Origin of the sequence: Streptomyces albidochromogenes, from assembly GCF_005981925.1 — a bacterium.
GTDB classification, from domain to species: Bacteria; Actinomycetota; Actinomycetes; order Streptomycetales; family Streptomycetaceae; genus Streptomyces; species Streptomyces albidochromogenes.
Window position 1 is genome coordinate 1 of sequence record NZ_VBVX01000071.1, and the last position, 25,031, is coordinate 25,031.

Genomic DNA, 25,031 nt, shown 5'->3' on the forward strand with positions numbered 1-25,031 from the left:
CGCCCCCCACGACGCCTTCGACGTCCCCGCCGCCGATCACGATCGGCCCGCCGGACCCCGGCGGTGACACCGAGGGCTCCGACGGCGGAGCGGACGGCGGCGCAGACGGCGGGGCCGACGGAGGCGCTGACGGCGGAGCGGACGGTGGCTCCGACGGCGGCGAGAACGGCTTCCTGCCGCCCCGCCCCTGACCGGTACGGCGCACGACCGCGGCGGGCACCCTCTCCGAGAGGGTGCCCGCCGCGGTGCGTACGGACGGCAGGACGCCTGCTGAGCGCTACGGACGCGTCGCCAGTTCGAACCAGACCACCTTGCCGGACGACAGGCGCGTCGCGCCCCACCGTCTCGCCAGCCGGTTCACCAGGAACAGGCCGCGCCCGCCCTCGTCCGTGTCCCGCGCCCGCCGCTGCCTCGGCAACTGCGGGGCGTCGTCGCCGACCTCGCAGCGCAGTACGTCCGTACGCAGCAGCCGCAGGGTCACGGGCCGCTCGGCGTACCGCACCGCGTTCGTCACGACCTCGCTGACCAGCAGCTCCACCGAGTCGCTCAGCTCCTCCAGGTCCCAGCGCGCCAGCGCGCGCCGCGCCAGCCTGCGGGCCCGGCCGGGCGCCTGCTCCTCCGGCTCCAGGAACCAGTACGCGACGTCGCTCGGCGCGATCCCGTCGAAGCGGGCCGCGAGCAGCGCGATGTCGTCGTCCCGGTCACCGGGCCCGAGCATGTCGAGTACGTCGTCGCACAGGGCCTCCAGCGGCGGGGAGTGATCAGGTCCCGTCAACTGCGCGGTGTCGGCGAGCCGTTCGCGCAGCTGCTCGATGCCCGTCCACACGTCCCGCAGCCGGGACTCGACCAGCCCGTCGGTGTAGAGCAGCAGCGTGGCGCCCGCCGGGGCGTCCAGCTCGACGGCCTCGAAGTCGACCCCGCCGACCCCGATGGGCGCGCCCGGCGGCACCCGCAGCACCTCTGCGCGACCGCCCAGGTGCAGCAGGATGGGCGGCGGGTGGCCCGCGTTGGCGATGGTGATCCGGTGCGAGACCGGGTCGTACACCGCGTACAGGCAGGTCGCCATGCGGTCCTGGCCGAGCCGCTGCGCCTGCTCGTCGAGGTGGTGCAGCACCTCCTGCGGCGGCAGGTCGAGACCGGCGAGGGTCTGCGCCGTCGTCCGCAGCTGGCCCATGATGGCGGCCGACGTCATGGAGTGGCCCATGACGTCGCCGACGACCAGCGCGACGCGGCTCCCGGGCAGCGGGATCGCGTCGTACCAGTCACCGCCGACCCGGGCCGTCTCGGCGGCCGGCAGGTAGCGGGAGGCCAGCTTGACGCCGGTCGGCTGCGGCAGCGAGTCGGGCAGCATGGTGCGCTGGAGCTCGTCGGCGATGTACGCCTCGCGCCCGTACAGCACGGCCTTGTCGATGCCCAGCGCCGTGTGGGTGGCCAGCTGCGCGGCGACCAGCAGGTCGTTCGCCTCGAACGCGGGACGTTCGGGGCGGCGCAGGAACACGGCGGCGCCGATCACGCGGCGCCGGCCGCGCAGCGGCGCGAGGATCGCCCGGCGCCCGGACGGCAGGCTCATGGCCTCACCGAGCAGCTCGGACAGGGCCACCCGCGCCGACGACGTGTCGCCGAACACCGGTCGTACGCCCCTGAGCACCTCGGCCAGCGCGCCGCCGCTGCGCACCTCGCACAGCTGCGGGGCGGGCAGCGGCTCGACCTGGAGGTCGATCTCCTCGGCCCCCTCGTCCGCTAAACGCAGCCGGTCGGTGCGGCGCAGGCGCAGCATGAACGGTACGGCGGGGCGCTCGTCGCCGACCGGCAGCGGGTCGCGCAGGTAGACCAGGATCGCGTCGGTGAAGGTCGGCACGGACGCCCGGCACAGGCCGAGCACGATCTCGTCGAGGTCGATGCCGCGGGCGATCCGCCGCGTCGCCGCGCCGACGAACCGCAGCCGGTCGCCCTCGCTCCTGGCCGTCGCGGCCGGCTCCGGGGTCCCGTCGCCCGCGGCCGGCACGGGAGCGGGCATGGGGCTCGGCACCGCCGGCGCCTCCTCCTGCCGTGGCCGGGTGCGCTCGTGCGGCCTGGCGACCAGGGGCTGCCGGCCTTCGTGCGGGGTGGACTGGTGCTCCGTCACGCGTGGGGTTCCGTCCGTCCGGGGAGCTTGTGCGATGCAATCGCTTTGTGTGGCGATATACCCGCTCTGCGGGCGGCCTCGACAGGGCGGTGGCCCCCGAACCCGGCGGACTTCCTCTCCGGCACGGCTCCACCCCCCTGTGGTGACATACGGTCAGTTTCTGCGCCTGTACCGCCAGTTGCCTGCGGTACCGGTGCGCTCAGTGCGCTCAGTGTTGCGGAAGGCGATCCTACGTTTGACCCATGGGGGCCTTTCAAGGGTCTCACGGAGCCGTGTGAACAGGAGTGCGGTCCCAGTCATCGGGCAACCGGGGAACGGCCCATCTCGGATCGGGCCGCCAGTTCTCCCAGCCGTCGCGGAACGGCGCGCCCCACGCGGTGATCAGGCCGACCGCCGCGCGCCCCGCCTCCCGTACCCGCCCGGCCTGTTCCTCGCTCAGCAGCCCCACCCGGCGCGCCTGCTCGAACTCGTCCTCGTCGAGCCAGTTCCAGGCGCGGTCCGGGTGCACGGAGATGTCCAGGAAGTGGTCCTCCGAGTCGACGCCTCCCGTCCACCGGGTGCGCGGCTCCTCCAGGTTCACGTACCAGTTCTTGAACCGCCAGCCGGGCTCCCAGAACAGCCACACCGACCAGGGGTCGTCCGGCCGAGCCAGCTTCAGCACGCCGGTGCCCCACCACCGCGAGGTGGTGGTGGTCCGGGGCGCCGTGTACCGGGTGGCCAGAGGCTCCTCGTGCACGGACGTGCCGTCCGCGAGCACCGGCCGGACGCACTGGGTGCCCGGTGCCATCCACACCGCCAGCAGCTCGTCGGTGTCGCGCACGACCGTGACGGGGCGGCAGATGTGGATCCGGTCGTCGGCATTGCCGCGATAGCGCCAGAGGATGTGGTCTCCCGGCGCCCAACGCGCCCTGCCCGCACCGCCCGCCGTATCTGTCATGAGCAGATCTTAGGAGCACCGGCCACGGACTGCCGCGACCGAGGTCACGGGTGCGCCGTCGCCGGACCACCGCCCGGTCACAGCCGGGTCATGCCCAGCTCACGGCCGGGTCATGCGCAGGACGTCCAGCGCCTCGTCGAGCTGCTGCTCGGTCAGGTCGCCCCGCTCGACGTACCCGGACTCCAGGACGACTTCACGGATCGTCTTCCGCTCGGCGAGGGACTTCTTCGCGACCTTCGCGGCCTCCTCGTAGCCGATGTACTTGTTGAGCGGGGTGACGACCGACGGCGACGACTCGGCGTACTCGCGGGCGCGTTCGACGTGAGCGGTGATGCCGTCGATCGTGCGGTCGGCCAGCAGCCGCGAGGCGTTGGCGAGCAGCCGCACCGACTCCAGCAGGTTCTTGGCCATCACCGGGAGCATGACGTTCAGCTCGAAGTTGCCCGCCGCGCCGGCCACGGCGACGGTCGTGTCGTTGCCCGTCACCTGGGCCGCGACCATCAGTACGGCCTCGGGTACGACCGGGTTGACCTTGCCGGGCATGATCGACGAGCCCGGCTGGAGGTCGGGAAGGCTGATCTCGGCCAATCCGGTGCGCGGTCCCGACGCCATCCAGCGCAGGTCGTTGGAGATCTTGGTGAGGGAGACCGCGATGGTACGGAGCTGGCCGGACGTCTCGACGAGCCCGTCCCGCGCGCCCTGCGCCTCGAAGTGGTCGCGGGCCTCGGTGAGCGGCAGTCCCGTGGTGCGGGCGACCTCGGCGATGACGGCGGCCGAGAAGCCGGGCGGGGTGTTGATGCCGGTGCCCACGGCCGTACCGCCGAGGGGGAGTTCCGCGAGGCGGGGGAGCGCCGCCCGCAGCCGCTCGACGCCGTACCGCACGGCGGCGGCGTATCCGCCGAACTCCTGGCCGAGGGTGACCGGCGTGGCGTCCATCAGGTGCGTACGACCGGACTTCACCACGTCCGCGAACTCCGCCGCCTTGCGCTCCAGCGCGGCCGCGAGGTGGTCGAGGGCGGGGATCAGGTCGCCCGTCACGGCGGCGGTCGCCGCGATGTGGATGGACGACGGGAACACGTCGTTGGACGACTGTGAGGCGTTGACGTGGTCGTTGGGGTGGACCGGGCGGCCGAGGCGCTCGGTGGCCAGCGTGGCGACGACCTCGTTCATGTTCATGTTGGACGACGTGCCGGAACCCGTCTGGAAGACGTCCACCGGGAAGTGCTCGTCCCACTGCCCTCGCGCGACCTCCTCGGCCGCCTCCCCGACCGCCCGCGCGATGTCCCGGTCGAGTACGCCGAGTTCGGCGTTGACCAGGGCCGCGGCGGCCTTGATGCGGGCCAGGGCCTCGATGTGGGCGCGCTCCAGGCGCTGCCCGGAGAGGGGGAAGTTCTGCACGGCCCGCTGGGTCTGGGCGCGCCACTTGGCGTGCGCCGGCACCCGTACCTCGCCCATCGAGTCGTGCTCGACCCGGTACTCGGCCCGCTGGTCGTCGCTCGTCATGATCATGTACCTCCTGGAAAAGTTGAGCACTTGTCTTGTTCTGCGTATTCCCAAGTCGCCTACCGGCCAGTAAATACCGGGGGTAACAACAAACCGGGGAGGCGCAATGAAGCGCACACGGCTCAGACTTCGCTCTGCGGTCGCGGCCGCCGCCGCACTGGCGGCGGCCATGGGGGGCGGCCTGGTGGCGACGGCCCCCGCCACCGCCGCCGACAGGACCGCGTCGGCCTCCACACCGCTTCCGGCCGAACTGGAGGCCGTACGGGCCGCCGAGGCCGTGAAGCTGTACGGCAGCCCGGCCGAGCGGCCGATGGACCAGCGCAAGACCGGGCTCATCTCGCTCGGCGACAGCGAGATATCCGGCGAGGGAGTCGGCACGTACGAACCCGGCACCAACGGGCCCGACAACTGGTGCCACCGCTCGCCGGACGCCGCGATCCACCGCACCGGCATCCCGGCCGACGTCACGTACAACGTCTCCTGCTCGGGCGCGTACACCGGAAACATCCGGATCGGCGGGAGCAAGCAGTACGCCGACGAGCTGGTCCAGAGCGACAACCTGGCCGTGAAGGCCCGCAACACCCGCATCAAGATGGTGCTGCTGGTCGCCGGCGCCAACGACGACCTTCAGTTCGGGCCGGTGATGACCGACTGCGTCACGCGCTGGCTGACGTTCCAGGGAGCCTGCGCGCCCAAGTACGCGCCCGGCTGGCAGGCGCGCGTCGACGCGCTCGTGCCCAAGGTCGAGCAGACGGTCCGCGACCTGCGGACGGTCATGCGCGACGCCGGGTACGCCGACGGCGACTACAAGATGGTCGTGATGGGCTACCCGAGCCCCATCGGTCCCGACTTCAAGGACAACCCGAACTTCCCCGGCAAGATCCCGGGCGGCTGCGCGGGGTACGACTCCGACGCGTCCTGGGGCCGCGACACCGCGGTCTCCGCGTTCGAACGCGGGATGCGCAGGGCGGCGGCGAACACGGCCACCGTCTATCTCGACAACTCCCGCCTCTTCCACGGCCACGAGGTCTGCATGGAGGACCCGTGGGCACGCGGTCTGTACATCGACCTCTCCAAGCCCGGGCTGCCGGACTCGAACTCGGTCCGCCAGTCCTTCCACCCGAACATCCGCGGCCACGCGGCCTTCGCGTCCTGCCTCACCCAGGTCTACGGCTCCGCGCTGCGGGAAGCGAGCTGCGCGGATCCGGCGAGCACCGGAAAGCCGGTGCTCTTCGCGGGGGCGTGGGACGACGTGTACAAGCCGCTGAGGAACGAGGGGACGGGCACCTGCGCCGACGTGCCGGGGTCGACGACCCGCAACGGCACGGCGGTCGGCGGCTGGGACTGCCACGGCGGCCGCAACCAGGGCTGGTGGTACGACACCGCCCAGAAGTCGGTCCGTACGGAGCTGACCCACGACCGGTGCCTGGACGTGCCCGGCGCCAAGTACCAGGCGGGCGCCGGCCTGGTCCTGTGGAACTGCTCGGGAGCGGCGAACCAGCAGTTCGTGCGTGACGGGTCCACGATCCGCCCGGCGGCCTCCACGGGCCTGTGCGTAACGCTCGCGGCGGCCAAGGACCCGCTGCGGCTCCAGCCCTGCACGGGCGCGGCGAACCAGCGGTTCGCCTGACGCCGTGGGCCGGGACTCAGGCCAGGCCGGGACCCCGGACCGGGATCGAGGTGAACGTCGGGGCCGGGGCCGGCTCGGTGAAGAAGTCGTTGCCCTTGTCGTCGACCACGATGAACGCGGGGAAGTCCTCGACCTCGATCCGCCAGACCGCCTCCATGCCGAGCTCCTCGTACTCGACGACCTCGACCTTCTTGATGCAGTCCTGCGCGAGCCGCGCCGCGGGGCCGCCGATCGAGCCGAGGTAGAAGCCGCCGTGCGTCCCGCAGGCGTCGGTCACCTGCTTCGAGCGGTTGCCCTTGGCGAGCATGACCTTGGAGCCGCCCGCCGCCTGGAACTGCTCGACGTAGGAGTCCATGCGGCCGGCCGTCGTCGGGCCGAAGGACCCGGACGCGTACCCCTCGGGGGTCTTGGCCGGACCGGCGTAGTACACCGGGTGGTCCTTCAGGTACTGCGGCATCTCCTCGCCCGCGTCCAGCCGCTCCTTGATCTTCGCGTGCGCGATGTCACGGGCGACGACGAGCGGTCCGGTGAGGGACAGGCGGGTCTTGACGGGGTACTTGGTGAGCTCGGCGAGGACCTCGTCCATGGGCCGGTTCAGGTCGATCTTCACGACATCACCGGCCTCGTCGAGGTGCTCGTCGGTGGTGTCGGGGAGGAAGCGCGCCGGGTCCTTCTCCAGCTGCTCCAGGAAGACGCCCTCGGCGGTGATCTTCGCGACGGCCTGGCGGTCCGCCGAGCAGGACACGGCGATCGCGACGGGCAGCGAGGCGCCGTGGCGCGGCAGGCGCACCACGCGCACGTCGTGGCAGAAGTACTTGCCGCCGAACTGCGCGCCGATGCCGATCTTCTGCGTCAGCTCGAAGACCTTCTCCTCCAGCTCCTTGTCGCGGAAGCCGTGGCCGGTCGGGGAGCCCTCGGAGGGCAGCTCGTCCAGGTAGTGCGCGGAGGCGTACTTCGCGGTCTTGAGCGCGAACTCGGCCGACGTGCCGCCGACGACGATCGCCAGGTGGTACGGCGGGCACGCGGCCGTGCCCAGCGAGCGGATCTTCTCCTCCAGGAACTTCATCATGGAGGTCTCGTTGAGGACCGCCTTCGTCTCCTGGTAGAGGAAGGACTTGTTGGCGGAACCGCCGCCCTTCGCCATGAAGAGGAACTTGTACGCGCCGCCGTCGGTCGCGTACAGCTCGATCTGCGCGGGCAGGTTCGAGCCGGTGTTCTTCTCCTCCCACATGTTCAGCGGGGCCATCTGCGAGTACCGCAGGTTGAGCTTGGTGTAGGCGTCGAAGATGCCGTGCGAGAGGGCTTCCTCGTCGCCGCCCTCGGTGAGCACGTTCTGGCCGCGCTTGCCCATGACGATCGCGGTGCCGGTGTCCTGGCACATCGGCAGGACGCCCGCCGCCGCGATGTTCGCGTTCTTCAGCAGGTCCAGGGCGACGAACTTGTCGTTGGAGGACGCCTCCGGGTCGTCGACGATCCGGCGCAGCTGGGCCAGGTGCGCGGGCCGCAGGTAGTGCGAGATGTCGTGCATCGCCTCGGCGGCCAGGGTGCGCAGCGCCTCCGGGTCGACCTTGAGGAACGTACGGCCGTCGGCCTCGAAGGTGGAGACACCCTCGGCGGTCACCAGGCGATAGGGCGTGGTGTCCTCTCCCAGGGGGAGCAGATCGGAGTACGCAAACTCTGGCATTTCGGCCATTCCTCAACTCGGCAGATGGCAACTGGCCTCCATTGGCGCAGCCCGTCCCCCAGCGTAAGACGCGCGCCGGGCGCCGGGTCTGTGAGGTAAGGCTCAGTTGGCGCACGCGCGCACTAGTCGCGATCTATCGCGTTTGGGTACGCTGGGGCGGTGGACCTCGAGAAGCACGCCCAGCAGCAGCCGCCCGCCCCGCCGTTGCCGGCCGAGCCGGCCCTCCGCGCGTCCGACGCGGACCGCGACCGGGTCGCGGACATCCTGCGCGACGCCGTGGCCGAGGGCAGGCTGACCGCCGAGGAGCACGCCGACCGCGTCGAATCCGTCTACCGCGCCAAGACCGTGGCCGAACTGGAGCCGCTGGTCCAGGACCTGCCCGCGCCGGGCGGCGGCGCCCGCCCCGCGCCGGCCCCGGCGGCGTACGACCCGGTCGACCCCTCGGCGCCGGTCGCGGCGGAGAACTTGGTCGCCGTGTTCAGCAGCTCGACGCGCAAGGGGCGCTGGCGGATCGGCAGCAGGACGAACGCCTTCGCGCTCTTCGGCAGTGTCGAGATCGACCTCACGGAGGCGCTTTTCGGCCAGCGGCTCACCGTGATCAACGCGACCTCGCTGTTCGGCAACGTCGAAGTGCGCGTCCCCGAGAACATCACGCTGCGCGGCGGCGGTACGGGGATCTTCGGCAACTTCGAGGTCGACACCCTCGAAGCGCACGATCCCGAGGCGCCGGTCGTGGTCATCAACGGCTACTCGGTGTTCGGCAACATCGAGGCCAAGCCCAAGCGCGGGAAGCGCGTCGCGGACCTCCACGGTCGCGTGCGCAAACACCTCGGGCACTGACGCGTTCGAAACCCTGTGCATAGGCGCGCGCACAGCGGGTAGGGACTGCTGCATCGCTGCTCGCTCCCGAAGCCGTCGTCAGGAGTAGACCGTGCTGCATCCGCCGCATCAGTCCCTGCAGGTCGCCGCCGTCCCGTCGCAGCGCGCGCCGGCTCGGGAACAGGCCGGCCCCTGGCACTCGGAGGCGGTGTGCCGCCGCGACGAAGCCGGGCTCTTCTTCGCACCGTCGAAGGAGCCGACGGCCGCGCGGCTGGCCCGGGAGGAAGCCGCGAAGCGGGTCTGCGCGAGGTGCCCGGTCATGGTCGAGTGCCGCGAGCACGCCCTGCTCCAGCCCGAGCCGTACGGCGTCTGGGGCGGCCTGACCGCCGCCGAGCGCCGGGTGGTGCTGGCGCGGCGCAGGCGGCGCGAGATGGAACTGAAGGCATCCTCGCCCGGCAGCCGGATCGCCGCCGCCGGCTGACACGAGCGAGAAAGAAAAGGGGCGCCCCCGCCGCACAGCCGGGGCCGCCCCTTTCTCGTTCCCGCGCTCGTACGGTCGCGGCCTACTTCGCGCGGTCGAAGTCGATGGCGCTGTACGCGCGCAGCTTGGACAGGCGGTGGGTCGAGTCGATCTGGCGGATCGTGCCCGACTTGGAACGCATCACCAGGGACTGCGTGGTGGCGGTCTCGGAGCGGTAGCGGACGCCGCGCAGCAGCTCGCCGTCCGTGATGCCGGTGGCGACGAAGAACACGTTCTCGCCGCTGACCAGGTCGTTCGTGTGCAGTACGCGGTCCAGGTCGTGGCCCGCGTCGAGCGCCTTCTGGCGCTCGGCCTCGTCCTTGGGCCACAGCTTGCCCTGGATCGTGCCGCCGAGGCACTTGATGGCGCAGGCCGAGATGATGCCCTCGGGCGTGCCGCCGATGCCCATGAGCAGGTCGACGCCGGTGCCCTCGCGCACGGCCATGACCGAGCCGGCGACATCGCCGTCGGAGATGAACTTGATGCGCGCGCCCGTCTCGCGGATCTCCTTGACGATGCCCTCGTGGCGGGGGCGGTCGAGGATCATCACGGTGACGTCCTCGGGCGCCGAGTGCTTGGCCTTGGCGACCCGGCGGATGTTGACCGAGACGGGGGCGTTGATGTCGACGAAGTCGGCGGCCTCCGGGCCCGTGACGAGCTTCTCCATGTAGAAGACCGCGGACGGGTCGAACATGGTGCCGCGGTCCGCGGCGGCCAGCACGGCGATGGCGTTCGGCATGCCCTTGGCGTTGAGCGTGGTGCCGTCGATGGGGTCGACGGCGATGTCGACCTCGGCCCCGGTGCCGTCGCCCACGCGCTCCCCGTTGAAGAGCATCGGGGCTTCGTCCTTCTCGCCCTCACCGATGACGACGATGCCGTTCATCGATACGGTCGAGACGAGCGTCCGCATGGCCTTCACCGCTGCGCCGTCCGCGCCGATCTTGTCACCGCGGCCGACCCACCGCCCGGCGGCCATGGCGGCGGCCTCGGTGACCCGGACGAGCTCCAGGGCCAGGTTGCGGTCGGGGGCCTCGGGCGAGACCTCGAGCTGAGACGGAAGATGGTGCTCGGTCATCGGAGCGCACCTTTCTGTACGGCGACGGCCGGAGTGGAGAGGGTGGTGCCGACTCTATCGGTACGTCGACAAAATGAGCAGAGGGGGGCACGTATGAGCGGCATATCGGGATGAGATGCCCCTCGCGCGGGCCGTCGACCGGCATGGGGGACCATGGGGGGCGTGGCAGGTATGAAAGGCAAGCAGACGGTCCGGGACATGGTGCTGTCGATGGCGGCGATCGGCGTCGTCGTCGCCGGTGTGTACACCCTCGTCCCGCACGACGACTCGGCGGACCCGGTGAAGCCGGTCGACTACCGGGTCGAGCTCATCACGGCCCGGCGGGCGGCTCCGTACCCGGTGGCCGCCCCGGTGGGCCTCCCCGAGACCTGGAAGCCGACGTCGGTCTCGTACGACCGGCAGGAGTCCGACGCCTGGCACCTCGGGTTCCTCGACCCGGAACGGGAGTACGTCGCGGTCGAGCAGTCGAGCGGGCCGGCGGAGAAGTTCGTCCACGAGGTCAGCCAGAAGGCGACGAAGACCGAGAAGACCCTGCGGGTCGGTGACGAGACCTGGCAGCGCTGGGAGGGCCCGAAGTACGACGCGCTCGTGCGCGAGGAGAAGGGCGCGACCACCGTGGTCACGGGAACGGCGTCGCACAAGCGGCTGGCCGAGATGGCCGGGGCGCTGGAAGCGAAGAAGTCCTGACCGACGCGTGTACGGCGTCACGCTCGAACGGCGCTTGAACGACGAAGCCGCCGCACCCTCGGGTGCGGCGGCTTCGTCGTGTGGGCGACCGGCGTGATCAGACCGTGGTGATGACGTCGTCGTAGGACAGGCGGGGGGAGCGCGGGAACCACGCGTCGTCGCCCGGCTTGCCGATGTTGACGATCATCAGCGGGGTGTGGTCGTCGTCGAGGAACTCCTTCTGGACGCCGGCGTGGTCGAAGCCGGTCATCGGGCCCGCGGCCAGGCCGGCGGCGCGGACGCCGACGATGAAGTACGCGGCCTGCAGTGCGGCGTTGAGGCCGGCGGCGGACTCACGGGCCGGACGCGTGGAGAAGAAGATGTCGCGCGCCTGCGGGAAGTGCGGGAAGAGGTCCGGCAGCTCGTGGTGGAACTCGTTGTCGGCGGCGAGGATCGCGACCAGCGGGGCGGCGGCGGTCTTCGCCTGGTTGCCCTCGGCCAGGTGCGGGACGAGGCGCTGGCGGGCCTCGGGGGTGCGGACCAGGACGATGCGCAGCGGCGTCTGGTTGAACGCGGTCGGGCCGAACTTGACCAGGTCGTAGATCGCCTGGACCTGCTCGTCGGTCACCGGCTCGTCCGTGAACGTGTTCGCGGTGCGGGCCTCGCGGAAGAGGAGGTCCTGGGCGGCGGGGTCAAGTACGAGAGACATGCGGATTACCTTCCGGACAGCGGCGGGGGATCAGGCTGTGATCTCACCGTAGGCGAAAGTAGGTTAACTTTCAACTAAAGCGAGACCATGGTGTCTCGCCTCACAGCGACCGCGCACCCCCGCGTATTCCCGCGCGCCCTTGAGGGCGCCGCCTCAGCCCTCCTCGGCGAGCGACGCGTCCAGGCGGGCCCTGGCCCCGTCGAGCCAGCGCCGGCAGACCTTCGCCAGCTCCTCGCCGCGCTCCCAGAGCGCCAGCGACTCCTCCAGCGTCGTACCGCCCGCTTCCAGCCGCCGTACGACGTCGATCAGCTCGTCCCGGGCCTGCTCGTACCCGAGCGTCGTCGCTGCTTCGTCCGTTTCTGCCATGTGATCCACCTTAGGTAGGAGCGGGAAAAGGCCGCGGCCGGGCGGCCCCGGCCGGTGGCGGCGTCACTCCGCGACGCGCACCGCGAACTCGCCCTCGGCCACCCGCGCCCGCAGCCCGTCACCGGCCGCGACCTCGCCGGGGGAGCGGACCACGCCGCCGTCCGCCCGCTGGAGCACCGCGTACCCCCGCTGGAGCGTCGCCGCCGGGGACAGGGCCACCACCCGGGCCCGGGTGTGGGACAGCTCGGAGTCCGCGCGGTCCAGCAGATGCCCCAGCGTGCGCCGGCTGCGCGCCACCAGGGCGTCGACCTCGGCCTCGCGGTCGTCCACCATCCGCTGCGGCCGCTCCATCACCGGCCTGGCCAGCGCGTGCGCCAGCCCCCGCTCCTCGCGGTCCAGCAGCCCCCGCACGGTCCGCAGCGCCCGGTCGCGCAGCAACTGCACGCGGTCCAGCTCCTCGCCGACGTCCGGCACGACCTTCTTCGCCGCGTCCGTCGGCGTCGACGCCCGCAGGTCCGCGACCAGATCCAGCAGCGGCGAGTCCGGCTCGTGCCCGATCGCCGACACCACCGGCGTACGGCAGCCGGACACCGTCCGCACGAGCTGCTCGTCGGAGAACGGCAGCAGGTCCTCGACGCTGCCGCCGCCCCGCGCCACGATGATCACGTCGACCTCCGGCAGCTCGTCCAGCTCCTTGACGGCCTGGACGACCTGCGCGACGGCGCTCACCCCCTGCACCGCCACATTCCGCACCTCGAAGCGGACCGCCGGCCAGCGCCGGCGCGCGTTCTCCAGGACGTCGCGCTCGGCCGCCGACGCCCGGCCGGTGACCAGGCCGATCCGCTGCGGCAGGAACGGCAGCGGCCGCTTGCGGTCGAGCGCGAACAGCCCCTCGCCCGCCAGCGTCTTCTTCAGCTGCTCCAGCCGCGCGAGCAGCTCGCCGATGCCCACCGGCTTCATCGCCGTCGCCCGCAGCGACAGCTGCCCGCGCGGCGCGTACCACTCGGGCTTCGCGTGCACCACGACCCGCGCGCCCTCCGCCACCACGTCCGCGATCGGGTCAAAGACCTGCCGGAAGCACGTCACGCCCACCGAGATGTCGTGCGAGGGGTCGCGCAGCGTCAGGAAGACGACCCCGGCGCCGGGCCGGCGCGAGATCTGCGTGATCTGTCCCTCCACCCACACCGCGCCGAGCCGGTCGATCCACCCGCCGATCAGGCGCGAGACCTGACCGACCGGCAGCGGGGCGTCCGCGGACGTATTCAGAGCCATGTACGAAGGCTAGCCGTCGGCACTGACACCGTGGCCGGTCCGGCGCCCGCGCTGCGCGGCCATCACGACCAGGCCCACCACCAGCCACACCGCCCCCACCACCTGCGCCGTCCCGGACGCCTCCACGATCACCGCGACCGCCACCGCCGCGCCCAGCACCGGCAGCAGCACGTGCCGCCACCACACCGGCGGCCCCTCCATGCGCCGTACGGCGAACCAGCTCACCACCGACGCGTGCAGCAGCACGAACGCCGTCAGCGCCCCGATGTCGACCACCGACACCAGGTGGTCGAGTCCGTCGTCGCGCCGCGACGCCCACACCGCCGCCACCAGCGTCACCACCGCCGCGAGACCCAGGGCGGGCCGCGGCACGCCCGAAGCGGCGTCGACCCGCGCCAGCACGCGCGGCAGCCGGCGCTCCCTGGCCATCGCGAACAGCAGCCGGCCCGCCGCCGCCTGCCCCGCCAGCGCCGCGAACGCCGCGCCGACCGCCTTGCTCACCGCCACCAGATCGCCCAGCCAGGTCCCGGCCGAGGCGTCCACCGCGTCGTAGAACGCCGTCCCCTGCTTGCCCGGCTCGGCGGCGAGTCCGGCGGCCGTCACCGGCTGGAGCAGCGCCGCCAGATACGTCTGCGCCACGAAGAGGAAACCGGCCAGGGCCAGGCAGCACAGCACCGCCCGCGCCACCTTCGCGGAGCCCCCCGTCACCTCCTCCGCGAACGACGCGATCGCGTCGAAGCCGAGGTACGACAGCACCGCCACCGACACCGCGCCCAGTACCGCCGCGAGCGAGAACCCGCCCAGGGAGCCGTCACCCGACAGCGGCGACAGCCAGCCGCGCCGCTCCCCGTCCTGCACGAGCACCACGATCGCGGCCACCACGAACACCAGCAGCACCACGATCTCCATGGCCAGCACCGCGAAGCCCACGCGCGCGGCCGCCCGTACGCCGTACATGTTCAGCCCGGTCGTCACGACGACCGCCAGCGCCGTCCACACCCACGAGGACACGGACGGCACGAGCGCGTGCATCGCGATCCCGGAGAAGAGGTACGCGACGGCCGGGATCAGCACGTAGTCGAGCGCCGCCATCCATCCGGCGACGAACCCCGGGCCCTCGCCGAGCGCCGTGCGGGCGTACGCGAAGACCGAACCCGCCTGGGGGGCCACCCGGACCATCTGGGCGTAGCTGAATGCGGTGAACGCCATGGCGACCGTGGCGACGACGTAGACCAGCGCCACCGCGCCGTGGGACTTGGCGTCGAGCGTGCCGAAGACGCCGACGGGCGCCATGGGGGCGATGAACAGCAGCCCGTACACGACGAGATCCCTGAATCCGAGGCTCCGCCGCAGTCCCGCCGTCTCCGTCAGGGTCTGCGTCATCGTGCCTCCGTACGTCTCGAAACGTGGAGCCGGGCGTCCAGTCTTGATCACGGAGGCGAACCGGGGCGTCCGTGGCGCGGCCTTACGATGGGGAACATGACTGCTACCGCCGCCCGTCGTGTCCTTCTCGCCGCTCCCCGTGGCTACTGCGCGGGCGTGGACCGTGCCGTGATCGCCGTGGAGAAGGCCCTGGAGCAGTACGGGGCGCCGATCTACGTGCGGCACGAGATCGTCCACAACAAGTACGTCGTGCAGACCCTGGAGAAGAAGGGCGCGATCTTCGTCGACGTGACGGCGGAGGTCCCCGAGGGCTCGATCGTCATGTTCTCGGCACACGGCGTCGCGCCGACCGTGCACGCGGAGGCCGCGGAGCGCAAGCTCGCGACGATCGACGCCACCTGCCCGCTGGTCACCAAGGTCCACAAGGAAGCGGTCCGCTTCGCCAAGGAGGACTACGACATCCTCCTGATCGGCCACGAGGGCCACGAAGAGGTCATCGGCACCTCCGGCGAGGCCCCCGACCACATCACCCTGGTCGACGGCCCCGAGGACGTCGCCAACGTCTCCGTACGGGACGAGTCGAAGGTCGTCTGGCTGTCCCAGACCACGCTCTCCGTCGACGAGACGATGGAGACGGTCGACGCGCTGAAGCAGAAGTTCCCCAACCTGCTCTCGCCCCCCAGCGACGACATCTGCTACGCCACGCAGAACCGGCAGATCGCGGTGAAGAAGCTGGCCGAGGACGCGCAGCTCGTCATCGTCGTGGGCTCGAAGAACTCCTCCAACTCGATCCGCATGGTCGAGGTCGCCCTCGACGCCGGCGCCCCCGCGGCGCACCTGGTCGACTTCGCCGACGAGATCGACGAGGCATGGCTGGAAGGCGTCACCACGGTCGGCCTGACCTCCGGCGCCTCGGTCCCCGACGTACTCGTCGACGGCGTTCTGGAGTGGCTGGCCGAGCGCGGTTACGGCGACGTGGAGACCGTGAAGACCGCCGACGAGTCGATCACCTTCTCGCTGCCGAAGGAGCTCCGCCGGGACCTGCGCGCGGAAGCGGCGCGCCTCGCCGGCACGTGACGCCGGCCTCCGAGTAGCTTCGGCCGGCCTGCGCCGGGCGGCGTCCGGCCTTCGGCAGGCGGCGTTCGCGCGATCTCCACCGCCCCGGCCGGTGCCACACCGTAACGTTGTGTCCATGAACGTGTTCGGAGTTGACATCGGCGGATCAGGCATCAAGGGCGCTCCCGTGAACCTGGAGCGCGGCGACCTGGCACAACCGCGGCACAAGGTACTGACCCCGCACCCGGCCACACCGGACGACGTGGCCGGGTGCGTGCGGGAGGTCGTCTCGAACTTCGGCTGGAACGGGCCGGTCGGCATCACGTTCCCCGGCGTGGTCACGGACGGAGTGACCCGTACCGCCGCGAACGTCGACAAGGGCTGGATCGACGTCGACGCGCGGGCCCTGCTCGGCGACCGCCTCGGGCTGCCGGTCACCGTCCTCAACGACGCCGACGCGGCCGGTGTGGCCGAGATGACGTTCGGCGCGGGCGCCGGCCGCAAGGGCGTCGTCTTCCTGCTGACGTTCGGCACCGGCATCGGCAGCGCGCTGTTCATCGACGGCAAGCTCGTCCCCAACACCGAGCTCGGCCACCTGGAGCTGAACGGCCACGACGCGGAGAAGCACGCCTCCACGAAGGCCAAGGAGGACGAGGACCTGAGCTGGCAGCACTGGGCGCACCGGGTGCAGAAGTACCTGGCGCACGTCGAGATGCTGTTCTCGCCGGAGCTGTTCATCATCGGCGGCGGGGTCAGCCGCAAGGCCGAGAAGTTCCTGCCGCTGATCGAGGGTGTCCGCGCCGAGATCGTCCCGGCGCAGCTGCAGAACAACGCGGGGATCGTCGGCGCGGCGATGGCGGCGGGCGCCGGCAGCTAGCGCCGCGCCTCGGCTGCTGCGCCGGACCGCTCATCCACTGGTCCGGCCGAGCCCCGGGCCGCTGTTCGACCAGGCCCGCGTCTCCGCCGGGCCCGCCGCCCCACTGTTCGACCAGGCCGGGGCATCGCCGGGCCCGCCGCCCGCGCGCGACCCCCCGTTATTCCACCGGGTCCGGGGCCCCGCGGCGGGCGGCGCGCTGGGCGGCGGCCTGAGCGGCCGCCTGGGCCGCCCGCCGCCGCGCCATCAGCCGCACCTTGCGTACGGTCGCGATGACCCCAGCGACGAGCGTGCCGCCGTACAGCCAGCCCGCGTGCACGGCGAGCGCCGTGACCACCGCCATGAGCCGGCTGCCGAACCCGCCGGCCCCGCCGGCGATCGGCACCAGGCCGACGGCGAAGGCGATGGGTACGGCGATCGGCGCGGTGACCAGGTCGGCGGGCCGCACCCACAGTGCGGTCAGGGCGCTGACCGGCAGGAACAGCAGGCCGTACACGATCGGCGAACCGTCGAGCAGCAGCGCGTCGAGACCGCCGAGCACCAGCATCACGGCCGCGGCGAACAGCCCGCTGCCCAGGCCGGTCAGCCGTGGGTTCGGCAGCCGGCGCAGGGCCAGCACGACGGGCGGGACCGGGCGCGGCGGTCTCGCCGCCACCCGGTAGGCGGCGGCACCGTCGGCGGACCCGCCCGGGGGGAGCAGGGGGGTCTGCGACCGCTGCTGGGGACGAGGGGGACGTGCCCTGTGTTGCTCCACCCGGACAACGTAGGTCGCGGGGAGGGAGGAATCAGGCGCAGGACACGCCCTTTGGCCGACCTTGGCCGTGCGTTCGATGCCCACGTGGCCGATCGGAGCCCCTTGCGAGTGCCCGCCGGCCCGCTTCGGGCTCCCGCCGGGTTCCCGTCTTCGGCCTCGCGCCGCCCGCCCGTAAACTGGGGGATCGGTCCACTCCCGGGCCAGTCCTCACTTCAGGAAGTCGCCAACGTGTCGCTCACGATCGGAATCGTCGGCCTGCCGAATGTCGGCAAGTCGACCCTGTTCAACGCCCTGACCAAGAACGACGTGCTGGCGGCCAACTACCCGTTCGCCACCATCGAGCCGAACGTCGGCGTGGTCGGCGTCCCCGACCCCCGCCTGGCGAAGCTCGCCGAGATCTTCAACTCCCAGAAGATCCTTCCGGCCACGGTCGACTTCGTCGACATCGCCGGCATCGTCCGGGGCGCCTCGGAGGGTGAGGGCCTGGGCAACAAGTTCCTGGCGAACATCCGCGAGTCCGACGCGATCTGCCAGGTCATCCGTGCGTTCAAGGACGAGAACGTCGTACACGTCGACGGCAAGGTCTCGCCGAAGGACGACATCGAGACGATCAACACCGAGCTGATCCTCGCGGACCTCCAGTCGGTCGAGAAGGCGGTCCCGCGCCTGACGAAGGAGTCGCGCCTCCAGAAGGAGAAGGTCGCGGTCCTGGCGGCGGTCGAGGAGGCGCAGAAGATCCTCGAAGCGGGCACCACCCTCTTCGCCGCCGGCATCACCGCCGGCACGGAGAAGGGGCAGCTCCTCCACGAGCTGCACCTCCTCACCACCAAGCCGTTCCTCTACGTCTTCAACGTCGACGAGGACGAGCTGGTCGACGAGGACTTCAAGAACGAGCAGCGCGCCCTGGTCGCCCCGGCCGAGGCGATCTTCCTCAACGCGAAGATCGAGTCCGAGCTGATCGAGCTCGACGACGACGAGGCCCTGGAGCTCCTCCAGTCCATGGGCCAGGAGGAGCCCGGCCTCGCCACCCTGGGCCGCGTCGGCTTCGACACCCTGGGCCTGCAGACCTACCTGACGGCAGGCCCCAAGGAGACCCGCGCCTGGACCATCAAGAAGGGCGCGACGGCCCCCGAGGCGGCCGGTGTGATCCACACCGACTTCCAGAAGGGCTTCATCAAGGCCGAGGTCATCTCCTTCGCCGACCTGGTCGAAACCGGCTCGGTCGCCGAGGCCCGCGCGAAGGGCAAGGCCCGCATGGAGGGCAAGGAGTACGTCATGCAGGACGGCGACGTGGTGGAGTTCCGCTTCAACGTCTGATACGTCCGGCGAAAGACCGTCCGACCTGGCGAACATGCGGGTCGGAAGGGGTCGGCTCCTCCAGGAGCCGACCCCTTCGTCGTGCCCGTGCGGTCAGCGAGGTGAGGTGTCGTAAACCGTGGAGCGATGACCGACGTGCACGACCCACACCACCAGTTCTCCGTTGTCGATGGTGTAGTCGATCCGGTAGTCCCCGACTCGCAGGCGGCGGCGCTCGGGCTGGGACACGAGCGCGGTGGTGTTGAAGCCGAGAGGGTCGCTCTCCAGTTCCGTCAGTTTGGCGAGGATGCGCAGGGCCATGTCCCGGGGGATCTTCCGGAGCTCGGCCTGGGCCTCCGGCCGGAAGACGGTGCGGTACTCACTCACTGCGCGCCAGCGTCTCCCTCATGATGTCCTCGATCGGGATGCCGGGTGCCTGGCTGGCCATGCGCTCGTCGATGATCCGGTTGATCTCGCGCTCTTCCCATTCCTGGTACTTCCGCAGCACCTCGATGGACACCACAGCGGCGACCTCCCTGCCTCGGCGAGTGATGACCGTGGGCACGTCGTCGCGGTCGGCCCGCTCCACGACTTCAGCCAGGTGCGCGCGGACATCGCGGATGGACTCCATGGGTAGCGGCTGCGTCATGCGCCCAAGAGTACCGAGTGACCCATGTGTACACAACAGCGCTTCGCTCCGGCGCTTAATGCTTCCCCGCGGTGCTGGATGCGGTGGGGCAAGGCCGTTCCTGGCGGGTCGCTCGCGCGGCGGCCGAACGGCCGGCCGGGCGGTGGCGGGCCGTCAGGAGTGGGGGACCACCCGGGCGACGAGTACCTCGAACTCCTCGATGCTGCGCGTGATCACCCGCGCCTGCGCCGTGGCCTTCTCCCGTACCGCCGCCACCGCCCCGCGCGAAGCCGCCAGGGCCTCTCGGTCGGTGTAGAGCGCGCCCACGGAGGCCCGGCCTCCGGCGCGGTCCAGCAGCAGCGACACCCCGGCGAAGCCCGGGATCTTCCGCAGTCCGGGCAGAGCGGCCTCGCGGAACGTCTCCACCAGGCGGTCCGTGTCGGCCGGATCGAACTCAAGGCGGACCAGCCGGAACCCCGCACGCGGTCCCAGCGACTCCGGAGGGCTGACGACCGCCGCCTCCCAGTTGTCGGTCGCCACCGTCCCCGCGAACGGCGCGAGCAGCTCGGCGCGGCGCGCGCGCAGGTGGTCGTCGCTGGCCCGAAGGCTCTCCTCGTCCTCCCACCACGACCCCACCAGGAGCTTTCCGAGCTCGCGGTCGACGAACAGGCCCATCCCGCGGTAGCCCGGCTCCTCCGACAGCAGCCTGCGGCCCTCGGTGCTGACGGCTTCGGCCACGCTGTCGAGGCGGGCCGGATCACCTGTCGCGTATGTGGTGCGAACGTACATGGCGCCTCTCCTGTGGTCCGGCGGCCCGTCTGCGACGCGCCCCGCTCGGCGCGGGAGCCCCTGGCGGGCCCGCCCGCTGTGGTCCATGCGACGGGTGGCAGCGGCGGTAATCAAGGCGGCAGGGGCGTTCGGGTGACCGGGCGCGCTGCGGAGTGGAGGGCCTGGTCCAACCGGCGGAGCATGGAAGACGGAGCCCGCTCCGGCCCGCGGACCGTCGGTGGTGACCTGGCGGGCGGCAGGAGGACAGTCAGATGACGGAGCAGACGCTCGACCCGGTACGGCAGGAGCAGTTCGCGGAGCGGATGCTCCACCTGCTCAACGACTCCTGCCTCGGGTACCTCTGCAGCCTCGGCCACCGCTCCGGCCTCTTCGACGTCATGGCCGGTCTGCCGCCGTCGACGAGCGCGCAGATCGCGGAGGCCACGCGACTGGACGAGCGGTACGTACGGGAGTGGCTCGGCGGCATGACCGTCGGCGGCTTCGTGGAGTACGAGCCGGCGCACGGCACCTACCGGCTGCCGCCCGAGCACGCCGCGTCCCTCGTCCGGGCCGCGGGACCCGATAACCTCGCCTCCTTCATGCAGGACCTGGCGATGCTGGGCCATGTCGAGGACAAGGTGCTCGACTCGTTCCGCCGCGGCGGCGGGGTCCCGTACTCCGCGTACCCCCGCTTCCAGGAGCTCCAGGCCGAGGAGACGGCGCGGGTGTACGACGCGGCGCTCGTCGACGCGATCATTCCGCTGGTGCCCGGCCTGCCGGAGCGGCTGAGCGAGGGCATCGACGCGCTGGACATCGGCACCGGGCAGGGCCACGCGGTGAACGTGCTGGCCCGGGCGTTCCCGGCGAGTCAGTTCCTCGGCGTGGACATCTCCGACACCGGGATCGCGGCGGCGCGCGAGGAGGCGGAGCTGCTGGCGCTCGACAACGCCCGGTTCGTGGTGTCCGACACCGCCGAACTGGCCGGCTCGTACGACCTGATCACGGCCTTCGACGTGATCCACGACCTGGCGCGCCCGGAGCGGGCGCTGTCGGCCGTGGCCGGTGCGCTGCGGGAGGACGGAGTGTTCCTGATGGGGGACATCGCCGCCTCCAGCAGGCTGGAGGAGAACATCGGCCACCCGCTCGGCCCGACTCTTTACACCTTCTCGGTCTTCTACTGCATGACCGTCTCGCTCGGCGAGGGCGGCGCCGGCCTCGGCACGGTCTGGGGCAGGCAGCGGGCGCTCCAGATGCTCAAGGACGCCGGGTTCGACGACGTGGTGGTGCGCGAGGTGGAGGGCGACATCCTGAACGTCTACTACGTGGCCCGCGCCTCCCGCCGTTGAGCGGCCGAGCCGCTGAGCCGCCGAGCCGCTGAGCCGCCGAGCCGCTGAGCCGCTGAGCCGGCGCCTGCCCTCGGCCCCTGCCGCACGGCCCAGGCGGGAATCGGGCCCCGGCCGGAAGCGCGGCGTCAGACCGGGGCGTTCGGCAGGAGGCCGAGCTGGCCGAGGAAGTCCAGCTGGTCGAAGTAGAGCCGGTAGCTGACGATCCTGCCGTCCCGTACCGTCGCGACGTCGCACCCGCGCACCCGGACGTCCCTGTGCGTCGGCTCCAGGCTCTCGCCGGACGGCAGGACCAGCGGTCCGGTGTTCCTGCCGGTGAAGAAGCCCTCGTCGAACGCCGTGTCGCCGGCCTCGTACTTGTACGCCGACTCGTATGCGCTGTCCGGCAGCGCGTCCGTCATCTGACGCCAGTACTCACCGATGTTCTCCCGCCCCCGGACCTCCCCGTCGGGGGTGACGGCGACCGCGTCCTCCGCGAAACATTCCATGACGGCCTTCAGGTCCGTGCCCGACGTGAGCGCCGCCGTCAGCCGGTCCATGACTTCACGTGCCTGCCCCATGATCCACCTCCGGGTTCGGTGTGGTGTATATGGCATGTTCGTACCATTTTCCCATAGGTGAGGGCGCGTGCGAAGACCTGCCGGGCCGGGTCAGGAGAGGGTGAGCAGGGCCGCGATCGCCGGCCCGAAGGCGCCGCCGAGCTGGTAGCAGAGGTTGAAAAGGCCGATCACCGTGGGGCGTTGGGACTCCGGGGCGGCCTGGGTCGCGTACACCGCGAGGTTCGCGTTGCCCGCCGTGGTGGTGAGCACGGCCGCGGCCGCCGCAAGGAGCAGCAGCGGCGCCCAGGTGCTCACGGCGGCCGTCACCGGCGCCAGCGCGCCCAGGGTGAACAGGAGGGTCAGGACCCTGCGCCGGCCGAGCCGGGCGGAGACCGCGGCGAGGGCCAGCGAGAGGAAGGAGCCCGCCAGCAGGGCGACGAGCTGGCCCGTGCCGATGGCGGCGGTGGACCAGTCGGTACGGGCGGCGAGCAGCTGGGGGACCGCGAAGAGCAGCGTGAAGTACGACGTCGCCAGGGCGCACGCGGGCAGCGCGGCCAGCAGGAAGGCCGGCGTTCGCAGCAGCGCGGCCGGCACGAAGCCGTCGGGGCGGGTACGGACGTGCGCGGCCAGGGCCGCACCCGCCGCGAGCGCCGCTCCGGCCGCCGGCAGCGGGTGGTGCGGCAGGAGGACCAGGGCGGTCGCCAGCGCCACCAGCAGCGACGCGCCGCGCGCGTCGAAGGGCGTGGCCGGGGGCGGCGTCGTACGGGGTGCTCGCCGGGTCACGGCCGGGAGGGCCGCCAGGGCCAGCACGGAGACCGCGAGCGACACGCGCCAGGAGAACGCGTCGGCCAGCAGGGACCCCAGCAGGGGCCCGACCGCGCCCAGTACGCCGAACCCGGCGGTGATGACGCCCATCCGGCGCACCGACCCCGCCAGGCTCATGGCCGAGGTGACGAGGCCCGCGCCGCCCACCGCCTGCGCCGCCCGGCCCGGCAGGGCGAGCGCCAGCGAGGGGGCGAGCGCCACGAGCAGGATGCCGGCCAGGACCAGGACCGTACTCACGCGCAGGGTGGTGCGCAGGCCGCGGCGGCGCAGCAGGCTCGCCATCAGCGGGGTGCCGACCGCCATGGCCCACGCGAACGCCGTGACGAGCCAGGTGACCGACGCCGGCCGGAGCCCGAACGCGTCGGCCATGTCGGGAAGGATCAGGACCGGGCTGTTGGCGCCGGCGGCCACGGGGGTGGCGAGGAGCGCGAGCCAGAGGGCGGGGACCTGCCGCGCCGGTGCGGGGCCGGCCGGGGCGGCGGTGGCGGGTGCGACGGCGCGGTGCGCGGCGGTCCGCGCCGGGGCGTGGTCGGGCATGGGACTCCCGTTGGTTCAGGCTTGATAATCTCAACGTTGAGATAAAACCAGGCCCCGTCTCTCAACGTCAAGTGTCTTAACGTTGAGATTGCGTACGTTGAAGGGAAGCAGGCAATGAGCGACGCGGTGGACGCGATCATCGGCCAGTGGGTCGCCGAGCGGCCGGACCTGGAGGACGACCTGTGGCCCGTACAGGTCCTCGGGCGGCTCCAGCGCCTCGGCCGCGTCCTGGACAAGGAGTTCAGGACGTTCGCCGCCCAGCGCGGCCTCGAACTGGGGGAGGTCGACGTCCTCACCACGCTCCAGCGCTCGGGCCCGCCGTACGCGCTGCCGGCCGGGGCGCTCCTCAAGGCCGCCATGGTGACCTCCGGCGCCATCACCAACCGCATCGACCGCATGGAGGCCAAGGGGCTGGTGGAGCGCGTCCGCGAGGAGAGCGGCGGCGACCGGCGCACGGTGCGGATCAGGCTCACCGAGCACGGGCACGAGGTCACCCGCGCGTACATGGCGGACCACCTGGCCAACGAGGCGCGCATGCTGGGCCCGCTGGGCCGCGAGGAGAGCGAGCGCCTCGCCGGCTCGCTGCGCGCGCTGCTGGTGTCCCTCGGCGACACGTCGATCGGCTAGCGGCGGGGCGGCGTTCCGGCCCGCGCTTCGAGCCCCGCCGGAGGGGCCCCGCCGCTAGCCGGCGGCCAGGCCCGTCTTCGCGCCCGCGCCGCACAGCGGGACCACCGTGGCGCCGGCCGCCCGGCCCGGGTCCGCGGTGACGGCGGCCCAGCAGGCCACCGCGGTCGACTCGACGAACAGCCCGCGGGCCGCGAGGTCCAGCTGGGCGGCCCGGATCTGCGGCTCGCTCACCGTCAGGAAGGTGCCGCCCGACTCCCGTACGGCGCGCAGGATCTGCGCGGCGCGCGGGGGCCGGGGGACGGCGATGCCCTCGGCGACGGTCGGCGGCGCGGGCGACGGCGACGCGCTCCCGGCGAGGTCCGGCGCCCCCGCGCGGAAGGCCGCCGCCAGCGGCGACACCGCCTCGGCCTGTACGGCGACCAGTGCGGGGCGGCGGTCGACGAGCCCGTGGGCGTGCAGCTCGTTGACGGCGAGCCAGGCGCCGAGCAGCAGCGTGCCGTTGCCCACGGGGACGACGAGGGTGTCGGGGAGCCGGCCGCCGAGGTCCTCCCACAGTTCGTAGACGTACGTCTTGGTGCCGTGCAGGAAGAACGGGTTGTGGACGTGGCTCGCGTAGAACGTGCCGGGCTCGTCGGCCGCCGCCCGGGCGGCGAGCGCCGCCGCCTCGCGGTCTCCGGGGACCGGGACGACGTGGGCGCCGTGCGCCCGGATCTGCTCGGTCTTCTTGGGCGAGGCCGCCTCGGGGACGTACACCGCGCAGGGCAGTGCGGCCCGCGCGCAGTACGCCGCGATCGCCGTCCCTGCGTTGCCGCTGCTGTCCGCGACGACGCGAGCCACCCGGCCGGGCCCGAGACGGCGGGCGAGCTCCGCGAGCACGACCGCGCCGCGGTCCTTGAAGGACAGCGTCGGCATCAGGAAGTCGAGTTTGGCCGAAACGTGGTCCGTGAGGGGGACGAGCGGAGTGCGGCCTTCCCCGAGCGTCAGGCCGGCCGCCGGACCGGCGAGCGGCAGCGCCTCCTCGTAACGCCAGAGTGAATTCACCCGGCCCACGAGGGACTTCAGCGGTACGGGGGAGGAGGGGGCGAAGTCGAGATC

The 25,031-nt window shown here is 72.0% G+C and carries 25 protein-coding genes and 1 pseudogene; 10 read left to right on the top strand and 16 right to left on the bottom strand.

Features of this window, described 5'->3' with window-relative positions; translation table 11 throughout:
- Positions 1 to 191, top strand: a pseudogene (locus E2E34_RS35915) (RDD family protein); the annotation flags it as partial.
- Positions 192 to 277: 86 nt separating this feature from the next.
- Here the strand turns inward: E2E34_RS35915 and E2E34_RS12350 are convergent.
- The 3 genes from E2E34_RS12350 to E2E34_RS12360 form a co-directional block, all read right to left on the bottom strand.
- Entirely contained in the window at positions 278 to 2,125 is a 1,848-nt protein-coding gene (locus tag E2E34_RS12350) for an ATP-binding SpoIIE family protein phosphatase (protein WP_138901939.1), read from the bottom strand.
- A gap of 262 nt (positions 2,126 to 2,387) precedes the next feature.
- On the bottom strand, positions 2,388 to 3,062 hold the full coding sequence (gene fomD / locus E2E34_RS12355; RefSeq protein ID WP_138901940.1) for a cytidylyl-2-hydroxypropylphosphonate hydrolase: 675 nt from the start codon (positions 3,060 to 3,062) through the stop codon (positions 2,388 to 2,390).
- A gap of 99 nt (positions 3,063 to 3,161) precedes the next feature.
- Complete coding sequence (locus E2E34_RS12360; protein ID WP_138901941.1) at positions 3,162 to 4,565, bottom strand: class II fumarate hydratase; 1,404 nt, start codon at positions 4,563 to 4,565, stop codon at positions 3,162 to 3,164.
- Between the two features lie 106 nt (positions 4,566 to 4,671).
- On the opposite strand from E2E34_RS12360, the gene E2E34_RS12365 reads away from it, so the two are divergent.
- Entirely contained in the window at positions 4,672 to 6,195 is a 1,524-nt protein-coding gene (locus tag E2E34_RS12365) for a ricin-type beta-trefoil lectin domain protein (protein WP_138901942.1), read from the top strand.
- Positions 6,196 to 6,211: 16 nt separating this feature from the next.
- On the opposite strand, the gene E2E34_RS12370 is transcribed toward E2E34_RS12365, so the two are convergent.
- The gene (locus tag E2E34_RS12370; RefSeq protein WP_138901943.1) at positions 6,212 to 7,888 is read right to left on the bottom strand and encodes a fumarate hydratase; all 1,677 of its coding nucleotides are present in this window, start codon (positions 7,886 to 7,888) and stop codon (positions 6,212 to 6,214) included.
- A gap of 150 nt (positions 7,889 to 8,038) precedes the next feature.
- Here E2E34_RS12370 and E2E34_RS12375 point away from each other — a divergent pair, with 150 nt between their 5' ends.
- Positions 8,039 to 8,719, top strand: a complete 681-nt coding sequence (locus tag E2E34_RS12375) for a DUF1707 SHOCT-like domain-containing protein (protein ID WP_138901944.1) — start codon at positions 8,039 to 8,041, stop codon at positions 8,717 to 8,719.
- Positions 8,720 to 8,810: 91 nt separating this feature from the next.
- On the top strand, positions 8,811 to 9,179 hold the full coding sequence (locus E2E34_RS12380) for a WhiB family transcriptional regulator (protein WP_138901945.1): 369 nt from the start codon (positions 8,811 to 8,813) through the stop codon (positions 9,177 to 9,179).
- A gap of 82 nt (positions 9,180 to 9,261) precedes the next feature.
- On the opposite strand, the gene glpX is transcribed toward E2E34_RS12380, so the two are convergent.
- Positions 9,262 to 10,293 carry a class II fructose-bisphosphatase gene (gene glpX, locus E2E34_RS12385; RefSeq protein WP_138901946.1) on the bottom strand — a complete coding sequence of 344 codons (1,032 nt, stop codon included), beginning with the start codon at positions 10,291 to 10,293 and terminating at the stop codon, positions 9,262 to 9,264.
- Between the two features lie 171 nt (positions 10,294 to 10,464).
- Between glpX and E2E34_RS12390 the strand changes: the two genes are divergently transcribed.
- The gene (locus E2E34_RS12390; RefSeq protein ID WP_208765219.1) at positions 10,465 to 10,980 is read left to right on the top strand and encodes a DUF4245 domain-containing protein; all 516 of its coding nucleotides are present in this window, start codon (positions 10,465 to 10,467) and stop codon (positions 10,978 to 10,980) included.
- A gap of 97 nt (positions 10,981 to 11,077) precedes the next feature.
- On the opposite strand, the gene E2E34_RS12395 is transcribed toward E2E34_RS12390, so the two are convergent.
- The 4 genes from E2E34_RS12395 to E2E34_RS12410 all read right to left on the bottom strand — a co-directional run bounded on the left by E2E34_RS12395 (position 11,078) and on the right by E2E34_RS12410 (position 14,689).
- Positions 11,078 to 11,668 carry a malonic semialdehyde reductase gene (locus E2E34_RS12395; protein ID WP_138901948.1) on the bottom strand — a complete coding sequence of 197 codons (591 nt, stop codon included), beginning with the start codon at positions 11,666 to 11,668 and terminating at the stop codon, positions 11,078 to 11,080.
- Between the two features lie 153 nt (positions 11,669 to 11,821).
- The gene (locus E2E34_RS12400) at positions 11,822 to 12,034 is read right to left on the bottom strand and encodes an exodeoxyribonuclease VII small subunit (RefSeq protein WP_138901949.1); all 213 of its coding nucleotides are present in this window, start codon (positions 12,032 to 12,034) and stop codon (positions 11,822 to 11,824) included.
- A gap of 63 nt (positions 12,035 to 12,097) precedes the next feature.
- Positions 12,098 to 13,306 (bottom strand): exodeoxyribonuclease VII large subunit, encoded by a 1,209-nt coding sequence (gene xseA / locus E2E34_RS12405; protein WP_138901950.1) that lies wholly within the window; start codon positions 13,304 to 13,306, stop codon positions 12,098 to 12,100.
- 9 nt (positions 13,307 to 13,315) lie between these two features.
- Positions 13,316 to 14,689, bottom strand: a complete 1,374-nt coding sequence (locus E2E34_RS12410) for an APC family permease (RefSeq protein WP_138901951.1) — start codon at positions 14,687 to 14,689, stop codon at positions 13,316 to 13,318.
- 87 nt (positions 14,690 to 14,776) lie between these two features.
- On the opposite strand from E2E34_RS12410, the gene E2E34_RS12415 reads away from it, so the two are divergent.
- Both E2E34_RS12415 and ppgK read left to right on the top strand, forming a co-directional pair.
- Complete coding sequence (locus E2E34_RS12415; protein ID WP_138897954.1) at positions 14,777 to 15,766, top strand: 4-hydroxy-3-methylbut-2-enyl diphosphate reductase; 990 nt, start codon at positions 14,777 to 14,779, stop codon at positions 15,764 to 15,766.
- A 115-nt stretch (positions 15,767 to 15,881) separates the two neighbouring features.
- Positions 15,882 to 16,622: a polyphosphate--glucose phosphotransferase gene (gene ppgK / locus E2E34_RS12420; RefSeq protein WP_138901952.1), complete on the top strand. Its 741-nt coding sequence runs from the start codon at positions 15,882 to 15,884 to the stop codon at positions 16,620 to 16,622.
- A gap of 157 nt (positions 16,623 to 16,779) precedes the next feature.
- On the opposite strand, the gene E2E34_RS12425 is transcribed toward ppgK, so the two are convergent.
- Positions 16,780 to 17,373: a DUF6542 domain-containing protein gene (locus E2E34_RS12425; protein WP_167518278.1), complete on the bottom strand. Its 594-nt coding sequence runs from the start codon at positions 17,371 to 17,373 to the stop codon at positions 16,780 to 16,782.
- A 228-nt stretch (positions 17,374 to 17,601) separates the two neighbouring features.
- Between E2E34_RS12425 and ychF the strand changes: the two genes are divergently transcribed.
- Positions 17,602 to 18,690: a redox-regulated ATPase YchF gene (gene ychF / locus E2E34_RS12430; RefSeq protein WP_138897957.1), complete on the top strand. Its 1,089-nt coding sequence runs from the start codon at positions 17,602 to 17,604 to the stop codon at positions 18,688 to 18,690.
- Positions 18,691 to 18,783: 93 nt separating this feature from the next.
- Here the strand turns inward: ychF and E2E34_RS12435 are convergent, their stop codons facing one another.
- The 3 genes from E2E34_RS12435 to E2E34_RS12445 all read right to left on the bottom strand — a co-directional run bounded on the left by E2E34_RS12435 (position 18,784) and on the right by E2E34_RS12445 (position 20,086).
- Complete coding sequence (locus E2E34_RS12435) at positions 18,784 to 19,056, bottom strand: type II toxin-antitoxin system RelE family toxin (RefSeq protein WP_138901953.1); 273 nt, start codon at positions 19,054 to 19,056, stop codon at positions 18,784 to 18,786.
- On the bottom strand, positions 19,049 to 19,318 hold the full coding sequence (locus E2E34_RS12440; protein WP_138901954.1) for a type II toxin-antitoxin system Phd/YefM family antitoxin: 270 nt from the start codon (positions 19,316 to 19,318) through the stop codon (positions 19,049 to 19,051). The genes E2E34_RS12435 and E2E34_RS12440 overlap by 8 nt, the downstream gene beginning before the upstream one ends.
- A 153-nt stretch (positions 19,319 to 19,471) precedes the next feature.
- A complete protein-coding gene (locus E2E34_RS12445; RefSeq protein WP_138901955.1) occupies positions 19,472 to 20,086 on the bottom strand; it encodes an antibiotic biosynthesis monooxygenase in 615 nt (204 codons plus the stop codon).
- Between the two features lie 251 nt (positions 20,087 to 20,337).
- Between E2E34_RS12445 and E2E34_RS12450 the strand changes: the two genes are divergently transcribed.
- Complete coding sequence (locus E2E34_RS12450; RefSeq protein WP_138901956.1) at positions 20,338 to 21,411, top strand: class I SAM-dependent methyltransferase; 1,074 nt, start codon at positions 20,338 to 20,340, stop codon at positions 21,409 to 21,411.
- A gap of 125 nt (positions 21,412 to 21,536) precedes the next feature.
- Here E2E34_RS12450 and E2E34_RS12460 read toward each other — a convergent pair whose 3' ends face one another.
- The gene (locus E2E34_RS12460; RefSeq protein WP_138901957.1) at positions 21,537 to 21,968 is read right to left on the bottom strand and encodes a nuclear transport factor 2 family protein; all 432 of its coding nucleotides are present in this window, start codon (positions 21,966 to 21,968) and stop codon (positions 21,537 to 21,539) included.
- A 90-nt stretch (positions 21,969 to 22,058) separates the two neighbouring features.
- On the bottom strand, positions 22,059 to 23,309 hold the full coding sequence (locus tag E2E34_RS12465; protein WP_138901958.1) for an MFS transporter: 1,251 nt from the start codon (positions 23,307 to 23,309) through the stop codon (positions 22,059 to 22,061).
- 114 nt (positions 23,310 to 23,423) lie between these two features.
- Between E2E34_RS12465 and E2E34_RS12470 the strand changes: the two genes are divergently transcribed.
- Positions 23,424 to 23,936 carry a MarR family winged helix-turn-helix transcriptional regulator gene (locus E2E34_RS12470; protein ID WP_138898332.1) on the top strand — a complete coding sequence of 171 codons (513 nt, stop codon included), beginning with the start codon at positions 23,424 to 23,426 and terminating at the stop codon, positions 23,934 to 23,936.
- 54 nt (positions 23,937 to 23,990) lie between these two features.
- On the opposite strand, the gene E2E34_RS12475 is transcribed toward E2E34_RS12470, so the two are convergent.
- Positions 23,991 to 25,031 (bottom strand): pyridoxal-phosphate dependent enzyme (locus E2E34_RS12475; protein ID WP_244315677.1); only part of this gene is annotated, 1,041 nt, incomplete at its 5' end.

Coding starts and splice junctions, on each gene's coding strand:
- E2E34_RS12365 (WP_138901942.1), top strand. CDS start 4,672: ATGAAGCGCACACGGCTCAGACTTCGCTCTGCGGTCGCGGCCGCCGCC.
- glpX (WP_138901946.1), bottom strand. CDS start 10,293: ATGACCGAGCACCATCTTCCGTCTCAGCTCGAGGTCTCGCCCGAGGCC.
- E2E34_RS12370 (WP_138901943.1), bottom strand. CDS start 7,888: ATGGCCGAAATGCCAGAGTTTGCGTACTCCGATCTGCTCCCCCTGGGA.
- E2E34_RS12440 (WP_138901954.1), bottom strand. CDS start 19,318: ATGACGCAGCCGCTACCCATGGAGTCCATCCGCGATGTCCGCGCGCAC.
- E2E34_RS12390 (WP_208765219.1), top strand. CDS start 10,465: ATGAAAGGCAAGCAGACGGTCCGGGACATGGTGCTGTCGATGGCGGCG.
- fomD (WP_138901940.1), bottom strand. CDS start 3,062: ATGACAGATACGGCGGGCGGTGCGGGCAGGGCGCGTTGGGCGCCGGGA.
- E2E34_RS12410 (WP_138901951.1), bottom strand. CDS start 14,689: ATGACGCAGACCCTGACGGAGACGGCGGGACTGCGGCGGAGCCTCGGA.
- E2E34_RS12400 (WP_138901949.1), bottom strand. CDS start 12,034: ATGGCAGAAACGGACGAAGCAGCGACGACGCTCGGGTACGAGCAGGCC.
- ppgK (WP_138901952.1), top strand. CDS start 15,882: ATGAACGTGTTCGGAGTTGACATCGGCGGATCAGGCATCAAGGGCGCT.
- E2E34_RS12460 (WP_138901957.1), bottom strand. CDS start 21,968: ATGGGGCAGGCACGTGAAGTCATGGACCGGCTGACGGCGGCGCTCACG.
- E2E34_RS12450 (WP_138901956.1), top strand. CDS start 20,338: ATGACGGAGCAGACGCTCGACCCGGTACGGCAGGAGCAGTTCGCGGAG.
- E2E34_RS12395 (WP_138901948.1), bottom strand. CDS start 11,668: ATGTCTCTCGTACTTGACCCCGCCGCCCAGGACCTCCTCTTCCGCGAG.
- E2E34_RS12465 (WP_138901958.1), bottom strand. CDS start 23,309: ATGCCCGACCACGCCCCGGCGCGGACCGCCGCGCACCGCGCCGTCGCA.
- E2E34_RS12360 (WP_138901941.1), bottom strand. CDS start 4,565: ATGACGAGCGACGACCAGCGGGCCGAGTACCGGGTCGAGCACGACTCG.
- E2E34_RS12445 (WP_138901955.1), bottom strand. CDS start 20,086: ATGTACGTTCGCACCACATACGCGACAGGTGATCCGGCCCGCCTCGAC.
- E2E34_RS12415 (WP_138897954.1), top strand. CDS start 14,777: ATGGGGAACATGACTGCTACCGCCGCCCGTCGTGTCCTTCTCGCCGCT.
- E2E34_RS12470 (WP_138898332.1), top strand. CDS start 23,424: ATGAGCGACGCGGTGGACGCGATCATCGGCCAGTGGGTCGCCGAGCGG.
- xseA (WP_138901950.1), bottom strand. CDS start 13,306: ATGGCTCTGAATACGTCCGCGGACGCCCCGCTGCCGGTCGGTCAGGTC.